This is a genomic window from Paenibacillus glucanolyticus NBRC 15330 (assembly GCF_004000885.1).
In the GTDB taxonomy this organism is placed as follows: domain Bacteria; phylum Bacillota; class Bacilli; order Paenibacillales; family Paenibacillaceae; genus Paenibacillus_AQ; species Paenibacillus_AQ glucanolyticus.
In genome coordinates this window covers 342141-364874 of sequence record NZ_BIMC01000004.1, presented here as the reverse complement: position 1 = coordinate 364874, position 22734 = coordinate 342141, and the positions used below count along the sequence as shown (strand labels likewise).

The window sequence follows — 22734 nt, the reverse complement described above, 5'->3', positions numbered from 1 at the left end:
AGCAGCTGCGCCAGCTCGGCCGCGCGGGCGGCTTCCTCCTGCTGCAGGGCCGCGTAGCCGGCGGAAGCCGCAGACTGCGCCAGGAGCTCCGCGCCCTGGCGCTCCAGCTCCAGCAGACGGACGGCGGAAGCGTCCGTCAACACCGCCATGAGCCGGTCGGCAAGCGCCAGTACGGCTCGGCGATAGCTGGCCTTGATTTCCTCGGCCAGCTCCCGGTTGTAGTTCAGCACATATTCACCGGACACCGTTGCCTCCGGGTTCACCGTGCGTGTAATCATATCTTCCTGAACCGTCGGGAGTTCAGCATCCATCAAACTCTCCCAATTCGCGCTCCATTCGGTATGCTGCTCCACGCTTTTACGGAACAAGGTCCGCAAATGCCAGTCAATCTGAGCAGTTGTCTGTTCCTTCAACCGATGATGGAAAGCCTCCAGACGGCGGCGGCGCTCCTCCTCCGTCTTCCCTCCTGAAAACAGAAAACCAACCTTGAAGCCGCTCTTGCGGCTTTCCAAAAAGGACAAACTTAAATCGCGGACATCCGCCGGCGTCAGATTAGCATTCGCCAGAAGAGTATCCGCTTCTTTGCGGAGTTCGCTGCGAACGACTTCCGGAAGGAGCTCCTCGGCAAGCTTTTGATCCTCCAGCTCCTGTAAGCGCGCCTTCAGCGCGGCAGCCGCTTTTTCGCCGCCCATCTCCTCAAGCAGCCGCTCCTTCTCCTCCTGATGACTGCGCGTATAGGCCTCCACATGCTGATCGGCAGCATGCCGAATAGAGCAGGATACACTATATTGTAACAAGGGCTCCCTATGGGATATCAGTTCACCGATTAAAGACTTCAGCGTTTCCCATTGATTGTAGGGATGATCCTGGACTTTAAGAGATGTGCACAATAACCCCTTATATGTGATTTTCCACTGAGCGAAGGCTTTTTTTACGTCATTCAGATAAGAAGCCAGTGTAAGCTCATCATCACGATGCTTATCGATCTGATTCACGATCAGGTAAAGCGGCTTCCCCCAATCCGACAAACTCTTCGCAAACATCAGATTACTCTCAGACTGCACATGATTGTAATCCATCACATAGAAGACGATATCCGCCATATGCAGGGCTGAATGCGTGGCAAGCCGATGTCCGTCATCCGTTGAGTCCACTCCCGGGGTATCCATCAACACGCCAGCTTCGCCAAGCAGCGGCACATTATCCCATACTTCAATCGCGGAATACTCCCTGCCTTCCTTGCAATATTCAGCCAGTTCGTCAATCGTGACTGTTAGAGGTTCACCCGAATCCGCAGCAGATCGATGGATCAACGCCCGCGGTTCACCGCTGCGGATCGTGACCACGTTCGCACTTGTCGGTACCGGACCCGACGGCAGTACCTTCTTGCCGCATAGTGCATTAATCATGCTTGACTTCCCTGCAGAAAAATGTCCGCAAAAAGCAAGCGTAAGCTCACCGCCTGTACCCTTGCGTATTAAATCCTCAGCCAAGGTGAAGGAGGATTCATCATTCCACTCCAGGAATCGGTCACGAACCTGGGCCAGTTCCGAAACGTTATATCCAATCTCATGTTCAGCAATCAACTTCAATGTCATTTCTCGCTCCTGTCCATTGATCTCTCAATCTCTGACACAAATGATTCACATCATTTTATTTTATCACCGCTTGCTTCGTAAAGGAATCATTGCATTTTGATCCGGAGCCCATTCTTGCAAAATCACACTTCCAAGTATATGCAAAATGGCAGGCCAAGGAAGATATCTCTTCCTTGCCTGCCATTTGTCCAAAGACCATTACGACTGACGCAAACAGGAAACATGAAGTTGCATTCTTGTTCCATGCTAGTGCCAGGATATCCAATATTTTAAAACATTAAAATGGGAAGCTCTTAAGATACAACGGTATTTTCTTCGGCCGGAATCAAAATTTCAAATACATTCCCGTGCTGAAGAATAGTCAAACCGCGTGATTTATCGCGCATAACAACCACTTCCGGCTTTTGCGACATACGCTCCAAATAATGCTCCGGAGCATCCCCGGAGTGGCTGAACGTAACACCTTCAACTTCTTGTTCTTCGTTTTCGCTCAGTTGGCTTTGGCTCTCCACCACATGTTCAAAAATATCCGAGAACAATTCAAAATTGTCGGTGTAAACAGAGATGCATTTCATGTGTAATCCCATCCTCTTTTAAATTTGGCTCATGCTGATTCAGGTTGCCGTCCTCTCCCGATTTGCGAAGAAGTCAATCCCGTTCACTGTTATTTCCAGATTTCCATTCGCTTTTGGGGCTGAGATAGAAATCCGGAGACAAAGGCGAGCGATATTCTAACTTAAAGATCTCGTCTGCTTCGCTGGCAGTTCGAAGGCGTTCATCACACCGAATCGGCTGAACTTCTTTTTTGTCTATTTCTTGCTGATTTTCGTTTGTTCCTTATTCTTCCTGACTGCTGAGGTTTTCATACGCTTCTTTCCTTCGCGGCAAACATCCAGCAGAGGGCACACCTGACATTGCGGATTTTGGGCTTTACAGTGATACCTTCCGAAAAAAATAATGCGATGATGTGTCAGCGTCCATTCCTCACGCGGCACCCGCTTCATCAGCTTTTTCTCCACTTCCAGCACGGAATCTTTCCAGCCGGCCAGTCCCAGACGCTTGGATACCCTTTCCACATGCGTATCAACCGCAATAGCAGGTACACCAAAAGCATTGGAGACCACGACGTTGGCTGTTTTACGTCCTACGCCCGGTAATTTGACCAGCTCATCATGAGCTTCCGGTACCTCACCGCCATACTGCTCGATCAGAATACTGCACAGATTCTGAATATGTTTGGCCTTGTTGCGATACAAGCCGATCCGTCTAATATCCTGTTCAAGTTCCTCAATCGGGACAGATACATAATCCAAAGGTGTTTTGTATTTCTGAAACAGATCCTTGGTCACTTTATTCACCGTTTCATCCGTGCACTGCGCGGATAGCAGCACGGCGATGGTCAGCTCAAACGCATTGCTGTGAACCAGCTCGCAATGTGCATCTGGGAACATGCTCTCCATCGTATCCAGAATATGCCGCACCGTTGCCGCATTCATATGAATTCCCTCCCGCAAAAAAAAATCTTGATGCGGAAATCCCCGCATCAAGACGGTGTTTCTCGAGCAATCCCAAGTAGATAATCTACTGTTTTACGATCTCTACAACGACACCGTTGTTTAAGTACAGTACAATATTATCATTTTCCTTGAGGGATTGCACGGACAAAGTAGTGTCACCTTGATGAACAAATACTTTATCAGATAATGCATACCGGAAATTATCGTTAATCGATTTACGCTTCACTTGAATTTCCGAGTTGTTCGCCAGCCAGAATGCACGTTCAAGTTTCTCCATGACGTTCACGATGGTGACGCCTTGAATGTCCTTGCGGATCTCTACGCGATCGCCGGAGACCAACGTGCTCAAATTCGTTGCCGTAGAACCATTCTTAACAACTTTTACACCGCCGCTTACACCCAGTGTCTGAGTGTTGCCGGAATGATCCTTCACTGTCAGCATATTACCGGAAGTATCTATACCCGTAACTTCACCAAGGGTCAATTTGACTTCGGCAACGGCAACGGCCGTTGTACCTTGAAGTGTGATATTAACAAGTGTTCCGGGACGCAGATCTGCAAGCAGGATCGCTTGTCCACTGTCTCCCGTCAAGGTAGCCTTGTCGGTATAAATATCGCTTGTAGTGCCCCCCGATTTTACACGAATTCGGTTCTTCGAAGGCTCCGTAAAGACAACCTCAAATTGAGCCGAAGTTTTGAGCTTTAAGCTCTGCAAGTAGTCCTGGTTGGTTGACAACTGGGCCGACACTTCGTCACCCACACGTACATCGGCCAGGGACGCATTCGATTTTCCGAAGATATCCACAATCAGAGCACTGTTATATGGTATCTCTTCCACTTTGCCATTCGCAGACAGAATGGAAATGATTTTCTTGGACGTGTTGATACTGCTGATTTTGCCTTCAACTTTGTAAACCACTTCTAATGACAGCGCGCGGGTTCCAATCAAGGTCACACTCACTTTGCGCCCTGCGCCAAGCAGCGGCTCCACTTTGTCAAGCGTCGTTCCGTTGCTAGATTCCAGCTTTGTCTTGTCATCCAGGATAATGACTCTAGGCTGGTTGTTGGCATCCTTGACCGTCAGCCAATGCGTCTTCGAATCATAGTTTACAATGGTGACCGCGTCCAGTTGCTCCATCTGACGCCCGGTCACTTCGATCTTGGTGATTCTCTCCTCACCATTGATGGTAAGTGTCACTTGATCGCCGGATACCGAATCAGCCAACAAATCGGACAACACCGGCTTTACTACGCCGCTCATAATGATCTCAGGCTTCTCCGCCAAGAACTTCGTTTCGAGCTGTGTGCTTCCGCTGCGCTTGTAGGTGATGGTCTTTCCGTTATCTTCAACGGAATACAATGTCGCTTGCACGGTTCGATCGACGCTTTGCGTAACCTCGAGCGATTGCAAGATGCTGTTTTTCACGGTGAAGTTCACGGTGAAACCCGTTTTCAGCTCAGCCGGCGTCAGGATTTGATTCTGGTAACGAATCACCGTTGCATCATCCCACGTGTACGAATCCTCATAACCGGTGCTATCCTTGAGCGTTACTTTTTTGTTTGCCGTGTCAACGTTCTGAACTACGCCAGCTCCAGTCTTGTTAACCAGGCCGCTCTTCACGCGAATAGCCACGATTTTCTTCTGCGGACTGTAGGTTTCACGCTCAATGGTAAGCAGGCTGCCTGCTGCCAATGTTTTCGGATCAATTTTGTTGCCGTTCTGATCCAGGAATACGGTGGTTGTTTCGTAGCTTAGCTCCTCAAAGGTACTGCCTGTATCCAGCCAAATCACGTTGTTGGGCGACAACCTTGCATAGGTGCGGTCGAACCGCTCCACCTGTTGGGTTGCGTCCGTAATTTCTACATAGGCAGCCGTACCGTTATTAACAACCACCACGGCTTGTGTATACGGATTGATATCTGAGAATTGCAATCTCTTCTCGGAATCGGATGCAAAGTATGCCGTGGAAGCATCCAGCTTGAACGAATTCAGCTTGCCATCCGCATACAGCTCCAATTTACCGTTCTCAAGAGAAGCAATGGAGCCTTTGTATTGATTCTCATAATTGGTCGTAATGTAGGCTTGTGCCCGGCTGAAGAACGTTGCAAGCTGGGCACGAGTCACAGCCCCCTGCGGATCGAACTTGTTGCCGGCGAGCCCTTTGGCAAGCCCCAGCTCAACCGCTACATTAACATAGCCCAGACGGTCCGGGGTTATTTTGGCGTTATCCGCAAAGCCTGTCGCTTTATTTTTGGCTGCATTGGCCTCCGTGGTACGTCCAATGGAACGGACAAGCACTTCGGTTATCCATTCGCGGGATGCTTTCTGCGCGCCCCAAATGACTTTCTGATCCGTATAACCGGATTCCTTTTGCTTGTCGAGCAGGTTTTGCTGAAAAGCCAGTTCAACATATTTCGTAAAATAATCATTCACTTTAATATTTGTCGGTAATGTCGCAGCACCGCTGCTTAATTGATTCTGCATGTTTAAAAACCGTATCGCCATCGTTACAGCTTCCTGCTGTGTTACAGGATCATTCGGACGGAATTTTCCGTTATTCCCGGTTACGATCCCTTGTGCCGCCAATTGATAAATGTACTTCTCTCCCCAGTAACCGGCACTAACATCACTGAATACATTAATGGCCGATTGGGCTGCATTTGCTGTTGGTGCGTTTGCCGTTTCTTCATCTGCCGAGACGATCGAAGCCCCGCCTCCGAATGCTATAAGTCCGGCCATGACGGCGGAGACCACTTTTTTGGAATGAACATGTTTGCTGTGTCTAAGTACCATTTTCTTTCCCCTCTCAATAACTACTGCTTCATCATATACTAATATTCGACAGCAGAACGTGATCTCCTTCAACCATCATTACCGAGTCATAGGATTTTCCAAATCGACATGCCCCATCAACGATTCGGCCTGCTGACCATCTACCAGGAGCTGAAGTGATTTGACTTCGTCGAATTGGAAAAAGGTTTTCTTGATCGCATCGACAGCAAATGACTCTCCTCCTGCTCCCAAGTTGGCTTCATCAGGAACCGTAACGTCGATCGTCAAAGACCCGTTTTCGAACTTCACCGAATTCAGCTCGATTTTCTCCCACAAGGGAATCATTTCGGCGTTATCACTTTTTTGGAGAGCCTTGTATGCCGCTTCGTATTTTTCATTGGCTTCTTTATATGAAATATCCGCGGTGCCTTCAACCAACTCCATCAATTCAGGGTCGGTATAGTAGGCTTTGATGCTCTCTGTTTTCGCATCCGGTGTGGTCGTTTCATTACCGCCACCCGATCCATTGGAAACTCCGCCGTTCCCTTGTCCTGTTTGATCATCAGGTGCAGGCGTAACTTGCCCGGGTGTATCGTCCGGTGCTGCGCCCGGTTTCTCTCCACAGCCTGCTCCAACCAGCATGACGGCTGCCAATAATCCAACTGACCATATTTTTTTATTCAAAAGTAGCCACCTCCTGCAAATCACGATAACTATCGTATCGTTAATCAACCTTCAAATAATTTTTAATGCCTCTGACAATAGCCGCAGCTACGCGATCCTGCGTCGCGGGATCAAACAGCTTGCTCTCATCGGTTTTGTTGCTCAGGAATCCTACCTCCAACAGAGCACCCGGCATTTTCGTTTCACGAATGACATGAAAATTGCCATATTTCACGCCACGGTCTTTTAAGCCCATGGCTTGAACGATCTCTTTGTGGAGCGCATTCGCCAGCGCTTTGTCAGATTCATTGTAATAATACGTTTCGGTTCCGCTTGCAGTGGAAGGGCCACTATTAGCATGTATCGATATGAAAACATCTGCCTTCAGATCGTTCGCAATCTTCGCGCGATCCTTCAGCTCGAGGAAAGTATCGTTACTGCGAGTCATGACAACTTGGATATTTTTTTCTTTGGCCAACAACTTCTCAACCTTTAACGCCACCGCAAGATTGAAATCTTTTTCCTTCTTCTTGGTTACACCGATTGCACCCGGATCGTGGTCTCCATGACCCGCATCGATAACCACGAGTTTCTTGCCGCCCGTACCCGGATCCGGTGTAGGGTTCGTAGTTGTGTTCAGATCGACAATGAACAGGCCTGATCCGTTCTCTGGGCCTGATACGGTGTAATTTTTGGCGGAGTTCAGATCAATAACGATGCGCACAGTCATCGGATTGCTGTTATACAAGGAGTAGCGGACCATTTTCACATCCGGGTATCCCGAAACCGTCAATTGACCGCTCTTTGTTGCATCATTAAAACTGGCGTTGCTGCTGAATGTATCCGAGAAATTCGTATTCTCCATATCAATGACGATACGATCCGGATTGCTCAATTTAGATACATTCGGCTTGGCATTCCCTGTAACGGCAACCATCAGCCTGTTCTCACTAAAGCTGAGGCCATCCACCGTCGACGTGTTTCCTCCAGGTTGTTCACCAGGATTACTCCCGCCGTTGGATGAAGTAAGGTAGACCGCCTTCTGGGCATTGTCCCATCTAACCTCAAGTCCCATCTGCTCACTTATGAAACGGATCGGAACCAGTGTTGTTCCACCGCGCAGAACGGGTGCTTTGGCCATTTGTACACGCTGGCCGTTAATGTCAGCATACTGGCTCCCAATTACCATCATTACTTTTTGTGAGCCGTCTTGGACAGTTACCGTCTGACCTGCCTTGTTCCAATTCACGTTATATCCGAGATTTTCGGAAATGACACGGATCGGAACCATGACTGTGCCGTTGTTGTTCTCCACCTTCACGCCAGATGACAGATTGATTTGTTGACCATCCAGGTAAATTTTTGCGCTGTACGAACTCGCATCCGCCATTTTAGGAAACGCAATCATGATGACAACCAGAAACATTAAAAAACCGAACTTCTTCATCCTTCACCCCTACCATCCTATTATTTTGCCATAGATTGGCGTTTCTGCACTCGGCCTGTCCGACATTACCTGACAACCTATAGACGCCGAGTCTGAATGAAAGTTGCGAAATTGTTCCCTTTTTACCATAAAAACACCTATTTCAAAAATCGAAATAGGTGTTTGGACCTTCATATGAAACTCATCGTTAGTTCTTTGTAACTAGTTTCGAGTCATCGGATGTTCAAGCTCTACATGCCCCATCAAACTTTCCGTCTGATTGCCATCAACCAGAAGTTCAAGGGATTTCACTTCATCGAACTGAAAGAAGGTTTTCCGTAAGGCATCAAGCGCAAACATTTCTCCCCCCGCTCCGAGGTTAGCCTCGGCCGGCTTGGTAATGTCCAGCGTCAACGCCCCCTTGTCAAACTTGAGTGAATTCAGAGTGATCTGCTCTGACCACAACGGATTCAGTTCCGCATCGCTGCTCTTTTGAAGTCCTTCAAAGGCTTTTGTATACTTATCCTCTTCATTCGAATACGTAATCTCTTTGCTGGCTTCTTTCAAATCGATGATTTCCGGATCCGTATAATAGAGTTTAATATTGGCCTTCTTGGCTTGAGTCTCCGTCGCATTCACGTCCTTCGTATCGGCTGGGGTGCCAGTACCTTCACCAGCCGTATTCTGCGGCGAATTAGTTGTCCCCTTGCTTGCGTTTACGGTTTGCGCTGCTTCGTTAAGATCACCAGTTGCCGCATGATCAGGATCCTCCTGAGGCGTTTGCGCTTGTCCTGATGAAGACTCCGGACTCGTGTCGGCGGGGGCTGCAGCCGGCTTTTGTCCACATCCGGCGCTAAACGCAAGCAGAAGCGCCAGCAATCCTGTCATCCAATATTTTTTGTTCATCGTTTTTGTCCCCCTCTAAGTTCATCAAATCCTGTACAAGTTATTGTACTTTAAGATATTCTTTAATACCCGCTACAATGCCTTGTGCAACACGATTTTGAAAATCGTCATTAAACAACTGGGCTTCGTCACCCTTGTTGCTTAAGAATCCAACCTCAAGCAGGACAGCCGGCATTGTTGTTTCTCTTGTAACATGAAGACTGCTGTATTTAACTCCTCGATCTTTAAGACCCGTCGCTTTTGCCAGATGTTTATGGATCACATTCGCCAAAGATTTGCTTGAATCTCTCGTATAATACGTCTCAGTACCATTTGGACTGCTGGACGGGTTGCTGTTTCCGTGAATGGATACAAATATATCAGCTTTCAAATTATTAGCAATTTTAACACGATCACTAAGCTCAAGGTGTGAGTCATCGCTGCGAGTCATCACCACATGGATATTTTTCTCCTTTTTCAGCAATGCTTCGACCTTGAGGGAAACGTCCAGATTAAATGCTTTTTCCGTCCTTCCTGAAGGGCTGATCGATCCAGGCTTGATTCCACCATGGCCGGCATCAATAACAACAATCTTCTTGCCGTTACTGTTGACAGGAGGCACAGGCGGTACCAGGATATCCCCCTCAGCGTTCAGATCAACCATGATGATGCCCGATTCATTGGTTACCGCATAGTTTTTAGGTCCTGTCAGATCCAGAACGATGCGCACGGTTGAAGGATTATCGCTGAAGAGTGCATATCGTATGTTGGTCACGTCAGGGGAGTCTGTGACGGCCATATTGCCGCCGCTTTGGACGTTCACGGTATGTCCTGCCAAAAATGAAGCAGAGAATACCGTGTTCGGAAGATCGATAACAATCCGATCTGGTCCGGTTACACTGAACACATTCGGTGCTATGGCACCACCCTCTGTAGCAATCATTAATCGGTTGTCGCTAAAGCTAAGCCCCGTCATCGCTGGCTGGTTACTCGATTCAACAGGTGGTGGCGTCTCGTTTCCTGTATTGTTCTCGTAGCCAGGATCAATCTCCACTTCGGAGACCGGCGGAATGGAACTAGACAGGAATACCGCTTTGGTCTGGTTGTCCCATTTCACATCAAGACCCATCTGCTCACTTACAAACCGAAGCGGCACAAGTGTGGTCTGCCCATTCAGTACGGGTGCCAAATTCAAATCTACCGGTGCGCCGTTCAGCTCTGCTTGCGGGCTGCCTACCACCATACGAACCGTCTTCTGGCTATTCTCAACTGTTACGGTTTGACTGGCTTTCTCCCATCCCACCTTGAAGCCGAGATTCTCTGACACTACGCGTATCGGAATCATCACATTGCCCTTCATATTGGCTACTTGGACGCCCGAAGACAAATTCAATTGTTGCCCATCAAGAAAAATAGTTGCACTTGAAGAACTGGCTTCACCAGTCCTTGGAAACGCCAGCAAGAAGACTATTAACACCATTACAAACCCTAACTTCTTCATGAATCCACCTCGATCATCCCATGATTGAATTTGAAAAGCAAATGAAGCAAAAAAGAGAAATGCTAAAAGTATGTAAATCAGCATTCCGGCTCAGGTCCAGCCGGACAAATACTGACATAAAACGTTGGTTCCCATCATAACCGCTGCATATTAATTCCATAATACCAAAAAAAACTTCCATTTCCTACACAGGAAATGGAAGTTTAATAATCTTGTAACCTTTTGTAGAGTCATTAGCTAGATTAAGCGAACAGACGGTCCCCATGCTTCTTCTCATAGGCTTCAATTGCACTCTCATGCTGCAGCGTCAAACCGATGTCATCCAAGCCCTGAAGCAGGAATTGGCGGCGATGCTCGTCAAGATCAAAGTCAATATGAAGTCCTTGTTCATCGGTAATCGTTTTGCTCTCCAGATCTACGTTCAGTTTATAGCCTTCCGTGGCATCTGTACGCTGAAACAATTCCTCGACTTGCTCCTCCGACAGTTTGATCGGCAGGATCCCGTTCTTAAAGCAGTTATTGTAGAAAATATCCGCAAACGATGGAGCGATGACAACACGGAAACCGTAGTCCAGGATGGCCCAAGGTGCATGTTCACGGGAAGATCCGCAGCCAAAGTTGGCGCGGGAGATTAGAACGGTGGATCCCTGATAACGGGGCTGATTCAGCGAGAAGCTGTCGATATTGCCTCCCGCCTCGTCAAAACGCCATTCGTAAAACAAATACTGGCCAAACCCTGTTCGTTCGATCCGTTTCAAAAACTGCTTAGGAATAATGGCGTCTGTATCTACATTCACCCGGTCCACGGGTGCGACAATACCGTTTAGTTTCGTAAATGCTTGCATATATTTCTCCTCCGTCCTTCTTAGCTCACAACTTCTTCTGCTGCAAAGTTCCAGTCACGTACATCCACGAAGCGTCCTTTAACTGCAGCCGCTGCTGCCATTGCCGGCGATACGAGATGCGTTCTGCCGCCACGACCTTGACGTCCTTCGAAGTTACGGTTGGACGTGGAGGCGCAGCGTTGTCCAGGCTTAAGAACATCCGGGTTCATCGCAAGACACATGCTGCAGCCTGCTTCACGCCATTCAAATCCGGCTTCAACAAAAATCTTATCGAGGCCTTCTTTTTCCGCCTGAATCTTCACTCGGCCCGATCCTGGTACAACGATAGCTGTCACATTGCTGGAGACTTTATGGCCTTTTGCAACAGATGCGGCAGCACGCAAGTCCTCAATGCGTCCGTTCGTGCAAGAACCGATAAAGACGTAATCAATCGGAATCTCTGAGATGGGCGTCCCCGGAACAAGGTCCATGTACTCAAGAGCCTTCTCGGCAGCCTTGCGCTCATTCTCGGTCTTGAAATCCGCCGGGTTTGGAACCGCCGAAGAAATGTCAGTACCCATTCCGGGGCTCGTTCCCCAGGTTACTTGAGGGATCAGCGTTTCAACATCGAATTCAACAACCACATCAAACTCGGCGCCTTCATCTGTCACAAGTTCCTTCCATGTCGCTACCGCAGCTTCATAAGCTTCGCCTTGAGGTACATATTGACGTCCGCGCAAGTATTCGAATGTCGTCTCGTCCGGAGCGATCATGCCCGCTCTTGCTCCGCCCTCGATGGACATGTTGCACACGGTCATGCGCTCTTCCATCGACAACTCGCGAATAGCTTCCCCTGTATACTCAATAACATAGCCTGTTGCAAAATCCGTTCCGTACTTCGCGATAACGCCGAGGATCATGTCCTTCGCCGTTACGCCCGGATTGCGATGACCGACAAAACGCACTTCCATCGTCTTTGCTTTTGCCTGCTGCAAGCATTGAGTTGCCATGACATGCTCAACCTCGCTCGTACCGATACCGAACGCAAGCGCACCAAACGCACCGTGGGTGGAGGTATGGCTGTCACCGCATACAATGGTTTTACCTGGATGAGTCAGTCCCAGCTCTGGGCCCATAACGTGCACAACGCCTTGATCAATCGTATCCAGATCGTACAAGGTAACGCTGAAATCCTGACAGTTCTTGGTCAGGGTATCGATTTGCTGCTTCGAGATCGGATCCGTAATGTTGAAGCGATCCTTAGTTGGAACGTTGTGGTCCATCGTCGCAAACGTCAATTCAGGACGTCGAACCTTGCGGCCGCTTAGACGCAGACCTTCAAATGCTTGCGGCGAAGTCACCTCATGCACCAAATGCAGGTCGATGTACAAAATACCCGGCTTGCCTTCTTCCTGATGAATAACGTGGTTATCCCAAATCTTTTCGAACATTGTCTTTTTACTCATCATTATCACCCCATTGTTCATTACGTTCATATGGAAGATCAATACTTGCATTCTTCTTAAAAAGGAAGACCTGCAACGCATCATCTTTACGTTGTATAGTAATATAACATTTCCTTCTTCATTGATCCAAGATATAATATCTATAGATGTAATAGGATTCAGCTATAACGGAGTGATATATTTATGGAACTTAGACAACTGCAATATACGCTGCAAATCGCAGCCGATAAAAACTTCTCGCGCGCAGCCGAGAAACTTCATATCGCGCAGCCTTCACTTAGCCAGCAGCTCTCCAAGCTGGAGAAGGAGCTCGGCGTTCTGCTGTTCCAGCGCAATACGAGCAACGTTGAGCTTACCCATGCCGGTGCCAGCTTCGTTGAGCATGCCCAGAAGATTATGGATGCCGTCGAGCAGCTGAAACAGGAAATGTCGGACATTTCCCAGCTCCGCAAAGGCAAAGTCGTCGTTGGCAGCATGCCGATTACAGGTTCTCATCTGCTGCCAAGGGTCCTGCCTGCATTTAAACAGGGCTACCCCGATATTGAAATCACCCTCCTGGAGGATTCCTCCATGAATCTGGAGAAGCTTACCGCCAGCGGCAAAGCCGACCTCAGCCTGCTTGCGCTTCCGCTCTCCGAACCGTCGCTGTCCTGGGTTCCCATCGGTGAGGAAATGATCGATTTGGCCGTGCCTCCGCAGCACCCGCTTGCCCAGCGGGCAGCCTCTGATCCTGTCAGGCCGATCACGATGGATGAAATCCGCAACGAAGCCTTCGTCGTGCTCAAGAAAGGCCAGGGCTTCCGAAAGCTTACCCTGGATCTATGCCGGGAAGCCGGTTTTGAGCCGAATATCGTGTTTGAGAGCAGCAACATCGAGACTCTCCAATCTCTTGTTGCTACCGGAATGGGAGTAACGCTGGTGCCTCGATTTATCGCCCGGGCAAAACGAAGCGAGTTTATTCCTGTATACCTACCGCTCGCCGAGCCGGTTCCGAGCCGCACACTGGTTGTGGCCTATCGCCACGGCCGCTATTTGTCCAAAGCGGCGGATGCGTTTATCGACACCTTCAAGCAGGTCATGGACAACCTTGTGGTTACAAGCGTTCAGGATAAATGATGCCGTAACAAAAAAGAGGCTCTGTACGTGGTCAATGGGGACGGGACTGACCCCATGACCAGGCAGAGCCTCTTTTTTTACAATCAATGAAAGACCGGAAGTCCCATCATGTGTAATCGTCTACTTGCGCAGGTTATGCTTGTCAATCATTCGATTCTGTTCATCTGCGGTGCGAGACTGATCCTGAATCGATTCGTTTTTTCCATTGCTTCCACCGGCTACGTTTTCAACAAAGCTGCGGAACTGCTCTTTCTGTTCTTCTTCCTGCTCATTGTTTCGGCTGTCGAATGGGTTGTTCTCTGCCATGATTCCAAGCCTCCTCTCAGACGGATTACCCATAGTATACCCGCCTCTGCACAGATGAAACTTACATTTTTAGAGGAGAGATCATAGAGCAGGCTATTGAAAGTACAAATTCGGACGACGATCCTCAAACACCGGTATCCGCCCTCTCACTTCATCCGGGAGATTACGATCAAGCGTACCTGTCAGAATGGTTTCCTGCTCATCCCCTTCCGCAATGACCTCGCCCCAGGGATCGATTATCATGGAGTGTCCGAAGAAGTCCGTATCGCCGCTGGTTCCTACACGATTGCAGGCAACCACGTACATTTGATTCTCGATCGCTCTTGCCATAAGTAGGGTTCTCCAGTGATGCAGGCGCGGATGAGGCCACTCCGCAGGCACAAACAGCACTTGAGCGCCGCCTAGGGCAAGAGTGCGTGATAATTCCGGAAACCGGATATCGTAACATATAGACGCGCCTGCCTTGATTCCGTCCAGATCAAAGGCTACGGTATGCTGGCCTGCTTGTAAATGCTTCTCTTCGTCCATCAGGCGAAACAGATGGATTTTGGAATATTTAGCGACTTGCTCCCCGTTCCGATTGAACACATACATGCTGTTATAGATTTCATTGTCCACTCTTTCAGCTACAGATCCGCCAACCACTTGAATCCGGTGCCTCCGCGCGAAATCGCTCAGCATGGATGAAGTTTCTTGTCCTGTGGGATCGGCCAACTCTTGAATCCGGTCGAGCGCGTACCCTGTGTTCCACATCTCCGGCAGCACGATCACATCCGGCTTCGTATTGGCGGACGCGGCCTTCTCCATCAATTCCAGCATGTTATTCATATTGGCATTTACGTTGCCTATCTCAATATCCGCTTGTATAAGCGCAATATGTAACTGAGCCTTGGCTGTTTCCGTCATCTTGCAACCTCCTGTTATCGGAATGAATCCGGTCGGAAGCCAGATCTTGTTTTTCAACATGGATCTTGCTTCGTTTATTGACTCATCCGATGCTGTATGTCCTCATCATAGCCTCCTCAGCCCAACAACTGCAACACCCGAGCCCCATTTCCCTCTATACACCCCTGATAAATCGTGTTAAATTAATCCTAATTGTTTTCAAGACCCCAATCGATTCGAGCGTAAATAGATAACGGAGTGATGAACCTGCGATGAACAAAAAATTAAAAGATTTCCATATAGAGCCGGCTGAGATCATGTCCCAGCTGCCTACGCAATTTTTCGCCTCCTTGGTCTCCAAGGTAAACCGCCAGGTCGCGTTAGGACACGATGTGATTAATCTCGGCCAAGGGAATCCCGATCAACCCACACCGCCTCATATCGTATCCAGTCTTAAGGAAGCGTCGGACAACCCACAGTTCCACAAATATTCACCTTTTACCGGCTTCTCCTTCCTGAAGGAAGCCATTGCGCACCGGTACAAGGAGGACTATAACGTGGACCTGGATCCGGAAACGGAGGTAGCGATTCTGTTTGGAGGAAAAACCGGGCTCGTGCAGCTGCCGCAAATCCTGCTTAATCCGGGCGATGTCTGCCTTGTCCCGGACCCCGGTTACCCGGATTACTGGTCGGGCGTGGCACTGGCCCGGGCTCATATGACATTCATGCCGTTAACCGAAGACCATCAGTTTCTGCCTGATTATAATGCAATAACACCTGCAGACAGGGAAAAGGCGAAACTCATGTTTTTGAATTATCCCAATAATCCAACATCCGCGGTCGCACCATTATCGTTCTACGAGGATACGGTGGCTTTTGCCGCAGAACACGGCATTGCGGTGGCCAGTGATTTTGCCTATGGCGCCATTGGATTTGATGGCAAGCGTCCGGTCAGCTTTTTGCAGGCAGAAGGCGCCAAAGAAGTTGGCGTAGAATTCTACACGCTCTCCAAAACCTACAACATGGCCGGCTGGCGAGTCGGCTTTGCCCTGGGGAACAAAAAGATTATTTCACTGATCAACCAGATGCAGGATCATATCTATGTCAGCCTGTTTGGCGGCATCCAGGCAGCAGCGGCTACAGCCCTTACCTCATCGCAAAACTGCGTCGAGGAGCTTGTAGCCCGTTACGAATCAAGACGGGACGCCTTCTATGGCGCCCTGGCGGAAATCGGCTGGGCAGCCCGGAAACCGCCGGGTTCCTTCTTCAGCTGGCTGCCCGTTCCGAAAGGCTACACGTCGGTAGCCTTTGCCGACTTGCTGCTGGAGGAAGCCAAGGTAGCGGTTGCGCCTGGCGTCGGCTTTGGAGACCATGGCGAGGGGTATGTCCGCGTTGGCCTGTTGAGCACCGAAGACAGAATGCGGGAAGCCGCTTACCGCATTGGCAAGCTTAACCTCTTTGGCTAGCCTATTTCCTTTTGAAAAAACAAAAACGATGTGCTATTCTTGCAGTAACAATCGAATGCAGTTTCAAACGCGAAGACGGGACCAGTACGAAAGCATACGGTACGATAAAGAGAGCAAATTCCATGGGCTGAAAGAATTTGCCGTGACCTCCTTTCCGAATCCTACCCCCGAGCGGCCTGGCTTGCCAGGACAGTGCCTTCTGTTACAGGGCTAAAGCCGGATGAGCTGCGCTCATCAACAAAGGTGGTACCGCGGAAGTTAAACTTTCGTCCTTTTTCATACAGGACGGAAGTTTTTTTATTATCCATTATTGGATTCAAGCAGCTGCAGCCACTATCATAAATACAAGGAAGTGATCACGATGCTCTCTCGCATCGTCGTAAAAATCGGAAGCAGTTCCCTTACGACAGATGAAGGCGGATTGAACCTGGACTCCATTGCTTTTTTTGCAGGCGAGCTCTCTGCGCTGCGAAGTGCCGGTCATGAAGTTCTGCTCGTCACATCTGGAGCCGTAGCTGCCGGGTTCCGGGATATCGGTTATGAAACGAGGCCGCGGCAATTGCACGAGAAGCAAGCAGCAGCCGCTCTGGGTCAGGCGCTGCTGATGCGGGCTTATCAGAATGCGCTGGCCGTTCATCAACTGAAAGCTGCGCAAATTCTGTTGACCAGAACGGACTTCGCGAACCGTAAACGCATGAATAATGCCAACATGACCATCACCGAGCTTTTGAAGCAGGGCGTCATTCCGATCATCAACGAGAACGATACCGTATCGATTGACGAGCTGAAGTTTGGTGATAACGATACGTTATCCGCACTTGTAGCCAATCTTGTCCGGGCGCAGCAGCTTATCATTCTGACCGATACGGACGGATTATACACGGCAGATCCCCGTAAATCGCCGGATGCAACCAAATACGAGGAAATTCATGAAATTACCGAGGAGATTTACAGCATGGCTGGTGGAGCAGGCTCCAGCGTAGGCACAGGCGGCATGCGTTCCAAAATCGATGCGGCCAAAATCGCAACCCGCGGCGGCGTTCCCGTCTTCATTGGCAAAGCTAACGAAACCGGCGATCTGCTGAAGGCATTGGAGCATACTGGCAAGGGAACCTATTTTGCCACACATCTCTCATCTCTTCCCATGAAAAAACAGTGGCTCGGCTTTATGTCCTCGCCGCTAGGCCGGATCGTAGTCGATCCGGGTGCGGAGAAAGCGTTGATTCACGGGGGCAACAGCCTTCTACCGGTTGGCGTGAAACGGATCGAGGGCAGTTTCCATGCCGGGGATGTTGTGGAGGTTGTGAACATTGGCAACGAGAGGCTCGGCAGGGGAATCGTGAATTATGATGAGGACCAGCTCCAGGCCGTGCTCGGTTTACCGAGCAGTCAAGTGATCGGAATCATCGGCGAAGTCCATCGCCTGGAGGTCATTCACCGCGACGAATGGATCACGCTAAAATAGTCAGCTCACCATCACTATATATGTCAAAAAGGAGGAATCATCATGAGTGAGGTACGAAACAAGGCCCAGTTAGCCAAAAATGCCGCGCTCCGTATCGGCAGGCTGAACACGGAGGAGAAAAACCAAGCTCTGCTTATCATGGCAGACGCTTTGATCCGGCAGACGGCCGATATTATCGAAGCAAATGCGGAGGATCTTCGCCGCGGCAAGGAGCTCGGCACCTCTGCCTCCCTGCTGGACCGCTTGGCTCTGAATGAATCCCGCATTGAGGGGATTGCCGAAGGATTGCGCCAGATCGTCGAGCTGCCGGACCCGATCGGCGATACCTTGGAAAGCATTGACCGCCCGAACGGGCTGAGTATCGTGAAGAAACGTGTTCCGATCGGGGTCATAGGCATTATATATGAAGCACGTCCGAACGTGACGGTGGATGCAGCCGGGCTATGCTTGAAGACAGGCAATGCAGTCGTGCTGCGCGGCGGCTCGTCTGCGCTTTCCTCCAACCGCAAAATGATCGAGGTGCTTCATGAAGCCATGGAGCGCACGGCACTGCCTAAGGAAGCTCTTCAGCTTATCGAAGATCCGAACCGCTCCTCCGTGGATGAAATGCTGAAGCTGAACGGACTGCTGGATGTCATTATCCCGCGCGGCGGCAGCTCCCTGATCCAGAACGTTGTCATGAACGCCACGGTGCCGGTCATCGAAACCGGCGCCGGAATCTGCCATACCTACCTGGATGCCACAGCACAGCCGGACATGGCTGCTGCGATTAGTATCAATGCCAAGGTGCAGCGTCCTTCGGTCTGCAATTCCATGGAAACCTTGCTTGTCCATGCCGATTACGCCAAGCTGCACCTGACCGCCCTTGCGGAGGAGTTTCGGGAACGGAATGTCGAACTGCGTGGATGCCAGCGTACACTATCCTTTGCGCCTTGGGCAGCCTTGGCTTCGTCCGAGGACTATGCAACGGAGTATAACGACTATATTTTGAACATCAAAATTGTGGACCATCTGAATGAGGCCATCGAGCACATCTCAAATTATGGTACGAAGCATTCAGAATGCATCGTTACGGAGAATAAAGATCATGCCAGTCGTTTCTTGCAGGAAATCGACGCAGCGGCTGTTTATCATAACGCATCGACCCGCTTCACCGATGGCTTTGAATTTGGCTTTGGCGCCGAGATCGGCATCAGCACCCAGAAGCTGCATGCCCGTGGACCTATGGGACTGCCCGCGCTTACTTCCTCCAAATATGTTATTATCGGTAGTGGTCAAATACGCGAATAAATCATTCAATTTATCCATGAAGGAGGAAACAACGATGTGCCAATCCCCACAGAACCGCCCTTTAATAGATAAAGCAATTACCTTTTACGGCGCAGGCTCGATGGCAGAAGCGATTGTACGAGGCTTAGTGAGCCGTTCCGTCGTGCTTCCCGAGAATATTACGATGTTGAATCGAAGCAACGCCCATCGTCTTCAGGAACTGAGCGAGCGTTACGGTGTCCAGATCAACAATGACGATGCCGCCAAAATCGAAATTCTCAAGACGTCCCCGGTAATCGTTCTGGCGATGAAACCGAAGGATGCAGCTAAAGCGCTGAAAGAGCTTGGTCCGAAGCTCTCCAGTGATCAATTGATCATCTCCGTGATTGCCGGGCTGTCCATCTACACCACGCAAACATTGCTTGGAAACCAACAGCCCATTGCAAGAACAATGCCGAATACTTCCGCCTCCATCGGACTCGGTTCCACAGGAATTGCGTTCTCGAAGGAAATCAGCGAAGAACAACGACAGCTCGTGCTTACCCTGTTCGAGGCTGTAGGGAATGTGACCGTTATTGAAGAAGAGAAGATGGATATCCTGACCGGTATTTCCGGTAGTGGTCCGGCTTATTTCTATTATATGATGGAAGCCATGACGGCAGCCGGCATTCGAGGCGGCCTGTCACCGGAGCAGAGCCGTGAATTGACACTGCAAACGATCCTGGGCGCCGCCCGGATGGTCCAACAGACCGGAGAGCAGCCGTCATCGCTGCGTGCGAAGATTACATCACCGAACGGTTCCACGCAAGCCGCCTTGGAGACACTCGATCAAGGAGACTTTTTTGAAACCGTCATTGCCGCTGTAAACCGCTGCGCCGAGCGTTCCAAAGAAATGGGCGCCATGCTGAAGGAGCAAATCTCATGAGCCAATGCATCGCAACTTACCGTATCTACGACGATCAGGCGGATTTTCGTAAAAAAGCGACTTCCATTGCCGTTGGCATGACGGTTGGCAGCTGGACCGAACTGCCGCAGGCCAAGCGCGAAGCGATGCAGAAGCATCTGGGAGAAGTCGTCGATATTCAGGTTAACGAAGGCTGGGAGCCAGGCAGCCGCTATGCGGATGTTAGCATTGCGTATCCCGATATTAATTTTAGCCGCGATATTCCTGCCCTGCTCGTGACCGTGTTTGGCAAAATTTCCATGGACGGGCGCATCAAGCTGACCGCTCTGGACTTGTCTCCCGACTTCCTTAGCGCATTTCCGGGACCGAAGTTCGGCATCGACGGAATCCGCGATATTCTCGGTGTTCACGACCGTCCGCTGCTGATGAGCATTTTCAAGTCGGTTATCGGGCTGAATGCGGACGAGCTTAGAGCCCAATTCATCCGTCAGGCACTCGGGGGCGTAGATCTGATCAAGGATGATGAAATCCTGTTTGAGAACGATCTGACCCCGATCGAACAACGCGTACGCATGTGCATTCAGGCCGCTGCTGATATCGAACAGCAGACAGGTAAAAAACTGCTGTACGCAGCCAATTTGACAGGCCGAACCTCGAAGCTGCGGGAGCAAGCACTACGCGCCATCGATGCCGGCGCAAATGCCCTGCTCTTCAATGTGCTGTCGTACGGATATGATGTTCTGCACGAGCTAAGCAGCGATCCGGATATCACGGTCCCCATCGCGGCGCATCCTGCCCTTGCCGGTGCGATTTACCCGTCTCCTTACTACGGGATAGCGGCTCCGGTACTGCTGGGTCAGCTGATGCGGATAGCGGGTGCAGATCTGGTGCTCTTCCCTTCTCCTTACGGATCCGTAACGATGCCAAGAGAAGAGAATCTGGCCATCCGCGACGAACTGCATAGTGCCAAACTCCGTGTGAAGCGCAGCATGCCCGTACCGTCTGCCGGAATTCATCCGGGACTTGTTCCGCGCATCATCCGGGACTTCGGCACCGATGTGGTTGTCAACGCTGGCGGCGGGATCCACGGCCATCCGATGGGAACCGAAGCGGGCGGCAAAGCCTTTGTACAAGCCATTGAGGCAACGATGAAATCCGTGCCGCTCGCCCACTATGCCGAAGAACACGAGGAACTGAAAGCCGCACTGGACATCTGGGGAGGAGAAGTATGACATCAGGAGAGAAACAGCCGATTATTTTTTGCGACTTTGACGGAACCATTACAAATAACGACAACATTGTAGCCATTATGAAGCATTTCAAGCCGGAAGGTTATGAAGCTATCATGCAGGATACACTTGACCGTTCCATCTCCATTCGGGAAGGCGTGGGCCGCATGTTCGCCCTCTTCCCTTCCTCCATGAGAGACGAAATCACGGATTTCGTCCTTCAGCATGCAGGCATTCGCGAAGGATTCGGAGCATTCCTTGACTATTTGGAAGCCGAACAAATCGAGTTTTTTGTTACCAGCGGGGGGATCGATTTCTTTGTGGATCCGCTGCTGAAGCCTTTTGGCATCCCTGCCGACCATATATTCTGCAACGGTTCGAATTTCGAAGGGGATCGCATTGAAATTACCTGGCCCCATCCTTGCAAGGGATTTTGCCGCAACGACTGCGGCATGTGCAAGGTAACCGTAATGGAACGATTCCCTGCTGATCAGTATTACCGGATCCTGATCGGTGACAGCCTTACCGATTTCGAAGGCGCGAAGCAGGCCGATCTTGTCTATTCCCGTTCCACGCTCACCGAGCAGTGCAGGAAGCTGGGTGTGCATCATGTGCCGTTTGAGACATTTACCGATATCCAGGATGACATGAGAAACAAGTTTAAACAGGAGGTGCTGTAAATGGCATTTTCAGATATCCCGCTTGAACAGAAACAGGCGGCGCTGCATGATCTTAAAGAAATCAAGGCGCTGTTTGCTGCAAGAAACTGGTTCCCCGGCACCAGCGGTAATCTTTCGGTACGCGTTGGCGAGTTTTCGCCAGAACAATTTTATTTTGCAGTAACCGCCAGCGGAAAGGACAAGTCCGTACATACGCCAGAGGATTATTTATTCGTGGATCAGGACGGTGCGCCAAGTGAGGCAACGGGTTTAAAACCTAGCGCGGAGACCTTGATCCACTGCGAGATTTATCGCAAGACCGGCTGCGGTGCCATTTTCCATGTGCACACCATCGATAACAATCTAATCAGTGACTGGTATGGTGAACAAGGTTATGTACCTGCTCAAGGAATCGAGCTGATCAAAGCCTTTAACATCTGGGATGAAGATGCAGCGATTCGCATTCCTGTCCTTCCGAACTATGCCGACATCCCGCGGATTGCCGAATTGGTTCCAGATACGCTTGACCCTGCGGTACCCGGCATTTTGCTGCGCAACCACGGCATTTATGCTTGGGGAAAAAATGCCTTCGAGGCGAAAAAACATCTGGAGGCGTTCGAGTTTATATTCGAATACTCGTATCGGCGTCTTCTTCTCAATGCTGCCAGTACTAAATAAATCAACCAAGTAACACCATTAGAACTTCAACAAGCCGGGATCAGCCGCTTTGACATGTGGCTTGCACCCTGTCTCGACCTGTTTGCAGGGTGCATCCGGCGCTA

At 50.1% G+C, this 22734-nt stretch carries 20 protein-coding genes; 8 read left to right on the top strand and 12 right to left on the bottom strand.

The features are described from left to right. From PGL02S_RS09810 to leuC, 10 genes are all read right to left on the bottom strand, one after another. Window positions 1–1598: dynamin family protein (locus PGL02S_RS09810; RefSeq protein ID WP_174806172.1), on the bottom strand; the 1598-nt coding region annotated here is incomplete at its 3' end. 293 nt (window positions 1599–1891) lie between these two features. Further along, the gene (locus tag PGL02S_RS09805; protein ID WP_006209564.1) at window positions 1892–2173 is read right to left on the bottom strand and encodes a hypothetical protein; all 282 of its coding nucleotides are present in this window, start codon (window positions 2171–2173) and stop codon (window positions 1892–1894) included. 234 nt (window positions 2174–2407) lie between these two features. Continuing rightward, entirely contained in the window at window positions 2408–3094 is a 687-nt protein-coding gene (gene nth / locus PGL02S_RS09800; RefSeq protein WP_006209563.1) for an endonuclease III, read from the bottom strand. A gap of 85 nt (window positions 3095–3179) precedes the next feature. Then, window positions 3180–5909: an S-layer homology domain-containing protein gene (locus tag PGL02S_RS09795; protein WP_036636946.1), complete on the bottom strand. Its 2730-nt coding sequence runs from the start codon at window positions 5907–5909 to the stop codon at window positions 3180–3182. A gap of 78 nt (window positions 5910–5987) precedes the next feature. Further along, on the bottom strand, window positions 5988–6572 hold the full coding sequence (locus tag PGL02S_RS09790; protein ID WP_036636944.1) for a GerMN domain-containing protein: 585 nt from the start codon (window positions 6570–6572) through the stop codon (window positions 5988–5990). 40 nt (window positions 6573–6612) lie between these two features. Next, a complete protein-coding gene (locus tag PGL02S_RS09785) occupies window positions 6613–7998 on the bottom strand; it encodes an N-acetylmuramoyl-L-alanine amidase family protein (RefSeq protein WP_036636942.1) in 1386 nt (461 codons plus the stop codon). Window positions 7999–8199: 201 nt separating this feature from the next. Continuing rightward, complete coding sequence (locus tag PGL02S_RS09780) at window positions 8200–8883, bottom strand: GerMN domain-containing protein (RefSeq protein ID WP_036636940.1); 684 nt, start codon at window positions 8881–8883, stop codon at window positions 8200–8202. 40 nt (window positions 8884–8923) lie between these two features. Continuing rightward, complete coding sequence (locus tag PGL02S_RS09775; protein WP_036636938.1) at window positions 8924–10363, bottom strand: N-acetylmuramoyl-L-alanine amidase family protein; 1440 nt, start codon at window positions 10361–10363, stop codon at window positions 8924–8926. A gap of 242 nt (window positions 10364–10605) precedes the next feature. Further along, window positions 10606–11208 (bottom strand): 3-isopropylmalate dehydratase small subunit, encoded by a 603-nt coding sequence (gene leuD / locus PGL02S_RS09770; RefSeq protein WP_036636936.1) that lies wholly within the window; start codon window positions 11206–11208, stop codon window positions 10606–10608. Window positions 11209–11228: 20 nt separating this feature from the next. Further along, window positions 11229–12653, bottom strand: a complete 1425-nt coding sequence (leuC, locus tag PGL02S_RS09765; RefSeq protein ID WP_036637044.1) for a 3-isopropylmalate dehydratase large subunit — start codon at window positions 12651–12653, stop codon at window positions 11229–11231. Window positions 12654–12836: 183 nt separating this feature from the next. Between leuC and PGL02S_RS09760 the strand changes: the two genes are divergently transcribed. After that, window positions 12837–13769, top strand: coding sequence for a LysR family transcriptional regulator (locus tag PGL02S_RS09760; RefSeq protein WP_036636934.1), 933 nt, complete (start codon window positions 12837–12839; stop codon window positions 13767–13769). Window positions 13770–13889: 120 nt separating this feature from the next. Here the strand turns inward: PGL02S_RS09760 and PGL02S_RS09755 are convergent, their stop codons facing one another. Continuing rightward, window positions 13890–14075 carry a hypothetical protein gene (locus PGL02S_RS09755; RefSeq protein WP_036636931.1) on the bottom strand — a complete coding sequence of 62 codons (186 nt, stop codon included), beginning with the start codon at window positions 14073–14075 and terminating at the stop codon, window positions 13890–13892. Between the two features lie 93 nt (window positions 14076–14168). Next, the gene (locus tag PGL02S_RS09750) at window positions 14169–14981 is read right to left on the bottom strand and encodes a carbon-nitrogen family hydrolase (protein WP_036636928.1); all 813 of its coding nucleotides are present in this window, start codon (window positions 14979–14981) and stop codon (window positions 14169–14171) included. 251 nt (window positions 14982–15232) lie between these two features. On the opposite strand from PGL02S_RS09750, the gene PGL02S_RS09745 reads away from it, so the two are divergent. From PGL02S_RS09745 to PGL02S_RS09715, 7 genes are all read left to right on the top strand, one after another. Then, window positions 15233–16426: a pyridoxal phosphate-dependent aminotransferase gene (locus PGL02S_RS09745; RefSeq protein WP_036636926.1), complete on the top strand. Its 1194-nt coding sequence runs from the start codon at window positions 15233–15235 to the stop codon at window positions 16424–16426. A gap of 361 nt (window positions 16427–16787) precedes the next feature. Then, window positions 16788–17891, top strand: a complete 1104-nt coding sequence (proB, locus tag PGL02S_RS09740; RefSeq protein ID WP_036636925.1) for a glutamate 5-kinase — start codon at window positions 16788–16790, stop codon at window positions 17889–17891. Window positions 17892–17933: 42 nt separating this feature from the next. Beyond that, window positions 17934–19181 carry a glutamate-5-semialdehyde dehydrogenase gene (locus tag PGL02S_RS09735; RefSeq protein ID WP_036636923.1) on the top strand — a complete coding sequence of 416 codons (1248 nt, stop codon included), beginning with the start codon at window positions 17934–17936 and terminating at the stop codon, window positions 19179–19181. A gap of 34 nt (window positions 19182–19215) precedes the next feature. Continuing rightward, on the top strand, window positions 19216–20085 hold the full coding sequence (gene proC, locus PGL02S_RS09730; RefSeq protein WP_006209546.1) for a pyrroline-5-carboxylate reductase: 870 nt from the start codon (window positions 19216–19218) through the stop codon (window positions 20083–20085). Continuing rightward, entirely contained in the window at window positions 20082–21296 is a 1215-nt protein-coding gene (locus PGL02S_RS09725; protein WP_006209545.1) for a 2,3-diketo-5-methylthiopentyl-1-phosphate enolase, read from the top strand. The genes proC and PGL02S_RS09725 overlap by 4 nt, the downstream gene beginning before the upstream one ends. After that, complete coding sequence (locus PGL02S_RS09720) at window positions 21293–21973, top strand: 2-hydroxy-3-keto-5-methylthiopentenyl-1-phosphate phosphatase (protein ID WP_036636921.1); 681 nt, start codon at window positions 21293–21295, stop codon at window positions 21971–21973. The genes PGL02S_RS09725 and PGL02S_RS09720 overlap by 4 nt, the downstream gene beginning before the upstream one ends. Then, window positions 21974–22630: a methylthioribulose 1-phosphate dehydratase gene (locus tag PGL02S_RS09715; protein ID WP_036636919.1), complete on the top strand. Its 657-nt coding sequence runs from the start codon at window positions 21974–21976 to the stop codon at window positions 22628–22630. Window positions 22631–22734 lie beyond the last annotated feature (104 nt).

What these genes read in the sequence shown, in the direction of transcription:
- PGL02S_RS09805 (WP_006209564.1), bottom strand. Translation starts at nt 2,173, where the DNA reads ATGAAATGCATCTCTGTTTACACCGACAATTTTGAATTGTTCTCGGAT.
- nth (WP_006209563.1), bottom strand. Translation starts at nt 3,094, where the DNA reads ATGAATGCGGCAACGGTGCGGCATATTCTGGATACGATGGAGAGCATG.
- PGL02S_RS09795 (WP_036636946.1), bottom strand. Translation starts at nt 5,909, where the DNA reads ATGGTACTTAGACACAGCAAACATGTTCATTCCAAAAAAGTGGTCTCC.
- PGL02S_RS09785 (WP_036636942.1), bottom strand. Translation starts at nt 7,998, where the DNA reads ATGAAGAAGTTCGGTTTTTTAATGTTTCTGGTTGTCATCATGATTGCG.
- PGL02S_RS09780 (WP_036636940.1), bottom strand. Translation starts at nt 8,883, where the DNA reads ATGAACAAAAAATATTGGATGACAGGATTGCTGGCGCTTCTGCTTGCG.
- PGL02S_RS09775 (WP_036636938.1), bottom strand. Translation starts at nt 10,363, where the DNA reads ATGAAGAAGTTAGGGTTTGTAATGGTGTTAATAGTCTTCTTGCTGGCG.
- leuD (WP_036636936.1), bottom strand. Translation starts at nt 11,208, where the DNA reads ATGCAAGCATTTACGAAACTAAACGGTATTGTCGCACCCGTGGACCGG.
- leuC (WP_036637044.1), bottom strand. Translation starts at nt 12,653, where the DNA reads ATGAGTAAAAAGACAATGTTCGAAAAGATTTGGGATAACCACGTTATT.
- PGL02S_RS09760 (WP_036636934.1), top strand. Translation starts at nt 12,837, where the DNA reads ATGGAACTTAGACAACTGCAATATACGCTGCAAATCGCAGCCGATAAA.
- PGL02S_RS09755 (WP_036636931.1), bottom strand. Translation starts at nt 14,075, where the DNA reads ATGGCAGAGAACAACCCATTCGACAGCCGAAACAATGAGCAGGAAGAA.
- PGL02S_RS09750 (WP_036636928.1), bottom strand. Translation starts at nt 14,981, where the DNA reads ATGACGGAAACAGCCAAGGCTCAGTTACATATTGCGCTTATACAAGCG.
- PGL02S_RS09745 (WP_036636926.1), top strand. Translation starts at nt 15,233, where the DNA reads ATGAACAAAAAATTAAAAGATTTCCATATAGAGCCGGCTGAGATCATG.
- proB (WP_036636925.1), top strand. Translation starts at nt 16,788, where the DNA reads ATGCTCTCTCGCATCGTCGTAAAAATCGGAAGCAGTTCCCTTACGACA.
- PGL02S_RS09735 (WP_036636923.1), top strand. Translation starts at nt 17,934, where the DNA reads ATGAGTGAGGTACGAAACAAGGCCCAGTTAGCCAAAAATGCCGCGCTC.
- proC (WP_006209546.1), top strand. Translation starts at nt 19,216, where the DNA reads ATGTGCCAATCCCCACAGAACCGCCCTTTAATAGATAAAGCAATTACC.
- PGL02S_RS09725 (WP_006209545.1), top strand. Translation starts at nt 20,082, where the DNA reads ATGAGCCAATGCATCGCAACTTACCGTATCTACGACGATCAGGCGGAT.
- PGL02S_RS09720 (WP_036636921.1), top strand. Translation starts at nt 21,293, where the DNA reads ATGACATCAGGAGAGAAACAGCCGATTATTTTTTGCGACTTTGACGGA.
- PGL02S_RS09715 (WP_036636919.1), top strand. Translation starts at nt 21,974, where the DNA reads ATGGCATTTTCAGATATCCCGCTTGAACAGAAACAGGCGGCGCTGCAT.